6 protein-coding genes and 2 rRNA genes (1 of these 8 only partly in view) are annotated in these 10,134 nt (G+C 45.1%); all 8 read right to left on the minus strand.

Annotated features, from left to right (window positions below; genetic code table 11):
* Window positions 1-11 precede the first annotated feature (11 nt).
* A complete protein-coding gene (tpiA, locus tag PFJ30894_RS09835) occupies window positions 12-1,937 on the minus strand; it encodes a triose-phosphate isomerase (RefSeq protein WP_125669726.1) in 1,926 nt (641 codons plus the stop codon).
* Window positions 1,938-1,958: 21 nt separating this feature from the next.
* Complete coding sequence (gene gap, locus PFJ30894_RS09840; protein ID WP_113077643.1) at window positions 1,959-2,966, minus strand: type I glyceraldehyde-3-phosphate dehydrogenase; 1,008 nt, start codon at window positions 2,964-2,966, stop codon at window positions 1,959-1,961.
* 60 nt (window positions 2,967-3,026) lie between these two features.
* A complete protein-coding gene (locus tag PFJ30894_RS09845) occupies window positions 3,027-4,061 on the minus strand; it encodes a sugar-binding transcriptional regulator (protein WP_021717200.1) in 1,035 nt (344 codons plus the stop codon).
* A 222-nt stretch (window positions 4,062-4,283) separates the two neighbouring features.
* Window positions 4,284-4,781: a preQ(1) synthase gene (gene queF / locus PFJ30894_RS09850; RefSeq protein WP_113077642.1), complete on the minus strand. Its 498-nt coding sequence runs from the start codon at window positions 4,779-4,781 to the stop codon at window positions 4,284-4,286.
* A gap of 9 nt (window positions 4,782-4,790) precedes the next feature.
* A complete protein-coding gene (locus PFJ30894_RS09855; RefSeq protein ID WP_021717198.1) occupies window positions 4,791-5,288 on the minus strand; it encodes a QueT transporter family protein in 498 nt (165 codons plus the stop codon).
* A gap of 219 nt (window positions 5,289-5,507) precedes the next feature.
* A complete protein-coding gene (locus PFJ30894_RS09860) occupies window positions 5,508-6,761 on the minus strand; it encodes an MFS transporter (protein WP_442417837.1) in 1,254 nt (417 codons plus the stop codon).
* A 381-nt stretch (window positions 6,762-7,142) separates the two neighbouring features.
* Window positions 7,143-7,259 (minus strand): 5S ribosomal RNA (rrf, locus tag PFJ30894_RS09865).
* A 295-nt stretch (window positions 7,260-7,554) separates the two neighbouring features.
* Window positions 7,555-10,134, minus strand: a 23S ribosomal RNA gene (locus PFJ30894_RS09870) (it continues 330 nt past the right edge of the window).

A 10,134-nucleotide genomic window follows, 5' to 3' on the forward strand; every position in this document is an offset into this window, starting at 1 on the left:
TTCGTCACCCCTTATATACTGCGTGCGATAGCAGAAAACGCTTGCGCATCCAGGCTCGCCCCACCTACAAGAACTCCGTCGATACCGCTGATTGCAAAATCTGCGGCATTTTTAGCATTAACGCTGCCGCCATATAAAACACGAACCTTACGCGCGATATCTGCAGAAAATAGTTTTTCCAGCTTATTTCTGATCAGCAGGCATACTTCCTGAGCATCTTTAGCAGTTGCAGCCTGACCGCTGCCAATAGCCCACAATGGTTCATAGGCAACAACCAAAACTTCCGCTTCATCAGGAGTAATGCCCTTTAAGGCACTTTTCAGCTGCATGCTGATTTTACGTGAAGTCTTTCCTTCTGCGCGCTCCTGGGCATTTTCACCTACGCATAACATCGGTTTCAAACCATTTCTGTATGCAGCTCGCATCTTTTTAGCAACAGCCACTTCATTATCACCGAACATGGTGCGGCGTTCAGAATGACCGATCAAAACATATTCAGCGCAGATATCAGCAATCATTTTACCGGAAACAGCACCTGTATAAGCGCCTTCATCTTCCCAATGCAGGTCCTGAGCTCCGTAGCCTACATGTTTACCGTCAATGGCTTCAGCAACGCTTTCCAGTGCTGTAAACGGCGGAAAAACAACTACTTCGTTCAGTGTCCCATTAGTATCACTGACGATATCTTCAGCCAGTTCAACTGCTTCATCCACATTTTTATGCATTTTCCAGTTGCCGGCCACAATTTTACGGCGTACATCATCTAAAGCCGCAACACCTGGCAGGACCTTGCCTTCCAGATATTCCAGCGAAGCGCCTCCGCCAGTGGAGATATGCGTAATTTTTTTAGCCAGCTCCAGCTTTTCAATGGCAGCCACAGAATCACCGCCGCCGACAATGCTCATAGCTCTACTTTTAGCAACAGCCTGAGCGACAGCTTCAGTCCCTTTGCAGAAGGCAGCCATTTCAAAAACACCCATGGGCCCGTTCCACACGATCATTTTAGCATCCTGCAACGCATCCTGATACAAAGTGCTGGTCGCAGGGCCAATATCCAAAGCCATATATTTTTGATCCAGCTTAGCTACTTTTTCAACTTTATGGCTGGCATCGGCAGCAAACGTCTCTGCCATTACCAGATCTACCGGCAGCAGCAATTTTACTTTACGTGCTTTGGCCTTAGCCAGCAGTTCTTTTGCTAAAGCGATCTTATCATCTTCAACTAAAGATTTGCCCATTTTATGCCCTTGAGCAGCTAAAAAAGTATTGGCCATACCGCCGCCGATCAGCAGGGTATCGACTTTTTCCAAAAGATTTTCGATCACGCCGATCTTGTCGGAAACCTTGGCACCGCCAATGATAGCAACAAAGGGATGCAGTGGATTTTCCACAGCCTGTCCGACAAAGCGAATTTCTTTTTCCAGTAAAAAGCCTGCTGCTGAAGGCAGAAAATGCGTAACCCCTTCCACCGAAGCATGGGCTCTATGAGAAACACCAAAGCCGTCATTAACATACAGATCTGCTAAAGATGCCAGTTTTTCGGCAAAATCCATATCATTTTTTTCTTCTTCTTTATGGAAGCGCAGGTTTTCCAGCATCAAAATCTTACCGGGTTTAAGCTTCTGTACTGCTTTTTCAGCTTCTTCACCGATGCAGTCACCTGCAAAAGCAACAGGCATATTCAGCAGCTTTGCCAAATGCTTGGCAACATGCGCCAGACTGTATTTGATATTAACTTGTCCTTTAGGACGGCCTAAATGCGCCATCAAAATGACCGCAGCTTTATGCTCCAGTAAATATTTGATAGTTTCTAACGAAGCACAAATTCTGGTATCATCGGTAATCTTACCGGTTTCGTCCATCGGCACATTATAGTCGACACGTACCAGAACTTTTTGACCGGCAACGTCTAAATCACACAGGTTTTTTTTATCCATTAGAATGATATACTCCTTTAATTACAGGCCTTGTTTAGCAATGTAGGCAGCAAGATCTACCACACGATTGGAATAACCCCATTCGTTATCATACCAGCTGACAACTTTCGCCATTCTTTTGCCGACCATCATCGTAGACAAACCATCAACGATAGAACTCAACGGACAGCCATTGTAATCTCTGGAAACCAAAGGCAGCTCATTATAACCCATAATGCCTTTTAATTCACCCTCAGCTGCTTTTTTCAAAGCGGCATTTATTTCTTCAACAGTAGTATCTTTTTCCAAAACAACAGTCAAATCAGTAATGGAAACATTTGGTGTCGGCACACGCATAGCAAAGCCATTCAATTTGCCTTTGACTTCAGGAAGCACCAGAGAAACTGCTTTCGCAGCTCCGGTAGTAGTAGGAATAATGGACATCGCCGCAGCACGGGCACGACGCAGATCCTTATGCGGTAAATCAAGGATTTTCTGATCATTTGTATAGGAATGGACAGTAGTCATCAAACCGCTTTCAATACCAAAGTTTTCCAAAAGCACTTTGGTAAACGGAGCCAGGCAGTTAGTAGTGCAGGAAGCATTTGAAATGATATGATGCTCCGCAGCGTTGTATTTTTTCTCATTAACACCCATAACGATAGTGATATCCTCGCCTTTAGCAGGTGCGGAAATAATTACTTTTTTAGCGCCGGCAGTCAAGTGCGCTTTTGCTTTTTCACCTTCAGTAAAGCGTCCAGTAGATTCAACTACGATCTCAACTCCCAATTCACCCCAAGGCAGCTTAGCAGGATCTGTTTGAGCGATAACTTTGATTTTTTTACCGTCAACAACGATATTATCACCGTCAACAGAAACTTCATGCGGGAAAGTGCCATGTACAGAGTCATATTTCAAAAGATGAGCCAAAGTTGCAGCATCAGTCAAGTCGTTAACGGCAACTACTTCTACCTCCGGATTAGTAAAAGCAACACGGAAAACCTCGCGGCCGATACGGCCAAAACCATTAATACCAATTTTTGTCATGATAAAAATCCTCCTTTTATGCTTTGAGCAAATTATATGTTTGCACTAATGTGCCTTGTAACCTTAATCATTTTCCAACATTCTCACTATGTCGTGAGCTGCTGCTTCATCAGTTATCAGTATATCCTGACGCGACGCCCTGATTACTGACAAGATAGCTGCTGCTTTAGACCGTCCTCCGGCTACGCCGATAACAGTTCCGATCTTTGGCAGATCCTGCAGCATCAGTCCGGCGTTGTTTGTCATATAGATCTGTCTGCCATCTAAAGCGCAGTACTGCCCGAACGCTTCGCCTACGGCGCCGTCATCCAGCAGTTTTTTTATGAATTCCGGCGGCAGCCTGCGGTGCCGTGCCATTACTGAAGCCTGTCCTACACCATGCACCAGGATATCGGCCTGTTTGATAATATCAACCACAGATTTGACCCCAATATCCTCTGCTAAAATACTATTCAGTATCTCTTCACTGACGCTGTCCGGGACATACAGCTGCCTGTAAGATGCTCCCAGCCGCTGAGCCAGGACTGTGGCTATAGTATTAGCCTGTAATTCAACATTATCACCCAAACCGCCGCGGGCTGGTACTACAACTGTTTTAGGCTCATTGCCGCTTACATTAGCAGCCAGGGCAGCCATAGTTGTACCACCGCTTACGGCAACGATATGTTCTTTGCCGTCATTCAGCAGATTTCCAAGAATCCTCGCCGCAGCACGGCCGATTTCACGTTTGACCACCTCTTCCTGGTCAGAGTCTCCTGGAATGATGACTACACGCCCAATATCCAGGCGTTCACATAAAAACTGTTCCAAAGAGTTCAGATCCTGCAATTTACGGACATAATCAGCAAGCTCTTTCAGAATATCCGCGCCCTCTTCAGTCACCGACATTCCGGCAGAAGAAAATGCCAGTAAACCACCGTTTTTCAAAAAATCGACCTGTGCCCGCAATACTCTTTCACTCAACCCCAGCCTGGCAGCCAAAGCCCTGCGTCCGATAGGATACTCATGGCTCACCTGCCTTAATATCTGGTATCTCTGAACTAAAAGATTTGTAAGCTCGGGAACGATTTTTTTCTGTAAATTAATAATACTGTCCATAGTGATCTCCCAGCGTATTTTGTCCCTCGTGGTCCATTTTTAGTCCCACTAGCTCTAAAAATAAATTTTCAGAAATCTTCATTTAGTCTATTGTAGCACAAGGTATAAAAGAAAAAAAGTGGTGTTGTGTTAAAAACAGCAACAAATCATAATTTATTTATTAAATTTCAAACAAAAAATAAAAAGCCGAAGAACAGTCCTCGGCTTTAAAGTAAAATCTTACTAACGATAACTTACATTTTCAGGATACATATCATGCATCATCAAACGTTTTTTAGCAGCTGCTTCCCACTCTGTGCCCGGTTTGCCATAGTTGGCATATGGGTCGATCGCCAAACCTCCGCGCGGAGTAAATTTACCCCAAACTTCTATATATTTCGGTTCCATCAGCTTGATCAGGTCTTTCATAATAATATTTACGCAATCTTCGTGAAAATCGCCATGATTGCGAAAGCTGAATAAATACAGCTTTAACGATTTACTTTCTACAAGTTTCTGATCAGGCACATAGGAAATATAGATCGCAGCAAAATCCGGCTGTCCTGTCATCGGGCACAGGCTTGTAAATTCCGGGCAGTTAAATTTTACAAAATAATCATTGCCGGGATGTTTATTAATAAAAGCTTCCAGTACTTCAGGAGCATAGTCCGTAGGATACTTAGTTTTATTGCCTAAAAGGCTCACGCCTGTCAATTCTTTTTGGTCTCTTCCAGAAGTCATAAATCCTCCTTATTTTTTTGCTGAAGCAAAATTAAATATTTCACAGCGTTCTAAAGCTGTCACCAATACCATACCCACGACACCGGAGATAAACTGGCCTACTAAAACAGTAGACGCCAACAGCCAGTAAGGCAGATCCAGCAATACAGAAAGCCAGACCGGCACTCCTAACCCCGGTACTAAAGTAATTGCCAGCATCACAGCCCAATTACCTAAATCATGGCGTTTAGCATAAACTATTGTCAGACTTGTCATAATACCAACCAAACCGCCGCCTAACATATCCAAAGGTCCCAAACCACCCATCAGAGTATTTGCCAATACATTTACCAAACCAAATGGAATTATCAGGAAAGGAAAGATAGCGCTCAAACCATATAAAGCCGTCGCAATGCGTACCTGGTACTGTCCGAATGCAAAGCTTTGCGTACACATCATAACAACCAGATATAAAGCCATACACAAGGCGGAAATAGTCAATTTTTGCGTTTTAGTGAGATTTTTCATATTACTATGCTCCTTTCTTGCTGTGACCAAGAACGGAACTACATAAAAAAGGACGAAAATCAAAATTTTCGTCCCATCCATGTTAAAACAGTTCTGCTTTAAGCAGAACACCCGTAGTTTTATTTTGAGACAGGATGGTCACGAACTGTCTGTTATTTGATTACTTAGGCATTATAGCAAAGTTTACTCATCTTTGCAAGTACTTTACAGTAGAATTGATTATACAATAGCTTTATCAGGACGGACTAAGAACCACGCCAATACGCCAACAACACCCGATAATGCTGTTGCGATCAGTGCAGCATCCCAACCGTAGCTGGTCGCGATCCAGGCAGTTAAAGTTGGAGCTATGACGCCACCAATATTTCCCCAGAAGTTCATCCACCCGGAAATAGAACCGGCAAACTCTCCCCCTAAATTGATCGCACAGGCCCAGGAGGCATTGAAAGTCAATCCCAGCGACCCCAGTGATAAAGATAGCCACATTACGTTTTGCATAGGATCAGCGGTTCTTGTAGCAATATACAAAGCCAGGGAACAAATTATAATTCCAGCAGAACCACATAAAGTACGTATCCAATATTGTGAAGCACCTTTGGCAATAGCTTTATCACAGAAATAACCGCTGCTGAAGGTAATGATAATCAAAGTCAGCCACGGCATTGCTGCCCATATGCCCATTTTTGCAAGTGAGAAACTGTGTGCCTCCATTAAATAAAGCGGCAGCCATGCCAAAAATACGAACATAATATAATCGGTGATGAAATACTGCACACCAATAGCCCAAAACTGTACAGAAGTAAATAATTTACCCCACGGAGCAGCTTTTTTTACAATTGGAACATCAGTACGTCCTTCGTTAATATGAGCTAATTCAGCTTCATTAACATAGGGGCTTTCTGCAGGATTTTCAGGAACATATTTATGCCATACCCAAGCCATTAAGATCCCCACAATGCCAAAAATCAAAAAAACCATTTTCCAACCAACTGTAGACATCAATGCAACAGTCAAAGCCGGCCCTATTACTGGCCCCAAAAAAGAACCGTTCAACAAAAATGAGCTGGCGTTGCCTTTTTCCTTTTTATTAAACCATCTGAAAATAGCAATCGCAAAAGCAGGATAAATAGGCCCTTCACCCATACCGAACAAAAATCTTACTGCAGCAAAAGAAAATTTTCCCTTTGCCACAGCAGTCAAAGCAGTAAATACAGACCACCAAATTACAGCCAGACTTCCTGTAATCCGGTGTCCAAACTTTTCAGCCATCATACCACCTGGAACCTGCATCAAAGCATAACCGGCAAAGAAAAATGATTGAATAAGTCCCATATCTATTTTATCAAAACCATATTCTTTCATAATAACAGGAGTAGCAACAGACAGATTTACTCTATCCATATATGAAACAAAACTGACGATAAAAATCAACCAGGCAACTTTCCATCTAAAATTACTCATCTTCATCATAATATCTTCCCCCACATAATAAAGTTCATTTATAAAGAACAAAGTGCTTTTATAGCTTACTATCCGGCATTTCGATTGTCAATAAAAACTTTATATTTTTAGTAAAAGATATTTATTTTTGTAAACTTAATGTATCATTTTTACATTTTTGTAATTTTTCATAATAATCTAAAATATTGGTACTTTGAATAAGATTTTTAGTATTTGCAAACTATATTATTTCAGGAATCATATATAATGCTTATTTTTTAACAGACAGTTTTCCAATACACACGGGCATGCTACTTCCGGTTTTGCCTGCCATGTGTCCCAGGGCAAGGTCTGGCCGGATAGTATTTACCTAACATAAAAAAATAACCATACCGTATGGTATGGTTATTTTTTAACCGGCAGCTTTCTATCCTCCCAGGCCGCTTCCAGCCAAGTACTTTCGACGTTTAAGGGCTTAACTACTGTGTTCGGGATGAGAACAGGTGGATCCCCTTAGCTATCGCCACCGGATTGACGCTTGCGCCTATTGTTTAGGAGCAGCTTTTGCGACGCTAACAATAATGCCGCAGGCTAACGCAAAATTCCTGACTGAACAGGGAAGAAATTTTACGATATCCTTGAAGGTTTTCTTTAAGCCTTCAAAACTATATAGAAGAGTACAAACTTTTGAGTTTGCTGTGTGTTTTTACTTCTTTTCGGCGATTCACTTTCATCGAAAACGCTCCCCTTAGGTCGCTTTTTCGATATAAGTTCCGCCACCTCTAATTCTGACTTCGCTTGCGCTCGTCACAATCAGGGCGTCACTTAAGTCAAGCCCTCGACATATTAGTATCGGTCCGCTCAATACATTGCTGTACTTACACTCCCGACCTATCAACCTCATCTTCTTTAAGGTGTCTTACTAGATTGCTCTATGAGAGATCTCATCTTAAGGCTGGTTTCACGCTTAGATGCTTTCAGCGTTTATCCTTTCCGAACGTAGCTACCCAACTGTACCCCTGGCGGGATAATTGGTACACCAGCGGTTCGTCCACTCCGGTCCTCTCGTACTAGGAGCAGCCCCCTTCAAATCTCTTGCGCCCGCGATGGATAGGGACCGAACTGTCTCACGACGTTCTGAACCCAGCTCACGTACCACTTTAATGGGCGAACAGCCCAACCCTTGGGACCGACTTCAGCCCCAGGATGTGATGAGCCGACATCGAGGTGCCAAACCTCCCCGTCGATATGGACTCTTGGGAGAGATTAGCCTGTTATCCCCAGGGTAGCTTTTATCCGTTGAGCGATGGCCCTTCCACTCGGTACCACCGGATCACTAAGCCCTACTTTCGTACCTGCTCGTCGTGTTTGACTCGCAGTCAAGCTCCCTTCTGCCTTTACACTCTTCGCGCGATTTCCGGCCGCGCTGAGGGAACCTTTGGGCGCCTCCGTTACTCTTTCGGAGGCGACCGCCCCAGTCAAACTGCCCGCCTGACACTGTCCCGGATTTCGTTACTCTCGCGGTTAGAATTTCAATACATCAAGGGTGGTATCCCAACGTCGGCTCCAGCCAGACTAGCGTCCAGCTTTCCATGCCTCCCACCTATCCTGTACGTAATGTATCAAAACCCAATGTCAGGTTACAGTAAAGCTCCATGGGGTCTTTCTGTCCAGTCGCGGGTAACCTGCATCTTCACAGGTATTTCAATTTCACCGGGTCCCTCGTTGAGACAGTGCCCAAATCGTTACACCTTTCGTGCGGGTCGGAACTTACCCGACAAGGAATTTCGCTACCTTAGGACCGTTATAGTTACGGCCGCCGTTCACCGGGGCTTCAGTCGAATGCTTTGGACTAATCCGAACATCCTTCCTTAACCTTCCGGCACTGGGCAGGTGTCAGCACCTATACGTCAGCTTTCGCTTTAGCAGGCACCTGTGTTTATGGTAAACAGTCGCTTGGGCCTCTTCTCTGCGACCACTCTATGCTCCATCCGCATGGGACTTCACAACAGTGGCTACCCTTATCCCGAAGTTACGGGTACATTTTGCCGAGTTCCTTAACGAGGGTTCTCCCGCGCACCTTAGGATTCTCTCCCCGCATACCTGTGTCGGTTTACGGTACGGGCGGTAGCTCTCTCACTAGAAGCTTTTCTCGACAGTGTGGGGTCAACAACTTCGCTCGCATCTCTGCTCACTCCGCATCACGCCTCAGGCTTTCAGTGCACGGATTTGCCTATGCACCACCCTACACGCTTACACATGCTCTTCCATTCGCATGCTTGCCTGCCCTTCTGTGTCACTCCATTGCTCAAACAATTACTACCGGTACTGGAATATCAACCAGTTGTCCATCTCCTACGCTCTCTGCCTCGGATTAGGTCCCGACTTACCCTGAGACGACGATCGTTGCTCAGGAATCCTTATGCTTTCGGTGGAAAGGATTCTCACCTTTCTTTTCGCTACTCATACCAACATTCTCACTTCCCACAAGTCCACCGAACCTTCCAGTTCGACTTCTACCCTATGGGAACGCTCCCCTACCCCGTATACTTTACGTATACAGCCACAGCTTCGGTTTCGTACTTTAGCCCCGGGAATCTTCGGCGCAGGGTCTCTCGACCAGTGAGCTATTACGCACTCTTTAAATGGTGGCTGCTTCTGAGCCAACATCCTGGTTGTTTATGAAACCCCACATCCTTTTCCACTTAGTACGACATTGGGGACCTTAGCTGGTGGTCTGGGCTGTTTCCCTTTTGACCACGGATCTTATCACTCGTAGTCTGACTCCAAGGCTCTACAGTATATCCATTCGGAGTTTGACAGGGTTCGGTAACCTTTACGGCCCCTAGCCCGATCAGTGCTCTACCGCCTATACTTACTACCTCAGGCTAGCCCTAAAGCTATTTCGGGGAGAACCAGCTATCTCCGCGTTCGATTGGAATTTCACCCCTACCCACATCTCATCCGAAAGCTTTTCAACGCTCACCGGTTCGGTCCTCCACGCAATTTTACCTGCGCTTCAACCTGGACATGGGTAGATCACTGCGGTTTCGGGTCTACCTACACTAACTAGCGCCCTCTTAAGACTCGCTTTCGCTGCGGCTCCGTGTCTTCCACTTAACCTCGCTAGTGCAGATAACTCGTTGGTTCATTCTTCAATAGGCACGCCGTCGCTTTCGCTTCGACTGCTTGTAGACATACGGTTTCAGGTACTATTTCACTCCCCTCCCGGGGTTCTTTTCACCTTTCCCTCACGGTACTATGCGCTATCGGTCGCCAAGTAGTTTTTAGCCTTGGAGGGTGGTCCCCCCTGCTTCCCACAAAATTCCTCGTGCTTCGTGGTACTCTGGATCTCGGCCTCTCTGCTCTGCCTTTCGTCTACGGGGCTTTTACCCTCTCTCGCTTA

Source organism: Phascolarctobacterium faecium, assembly GCF_003945365.1.
GTDB classification, from domain to species: Bacteria; Bacillota; Negativicutes; order Acidaminococcales; family Acidaminococcaceae; genus Phascolarctobacterium; species Phascolarctobacterium faecium.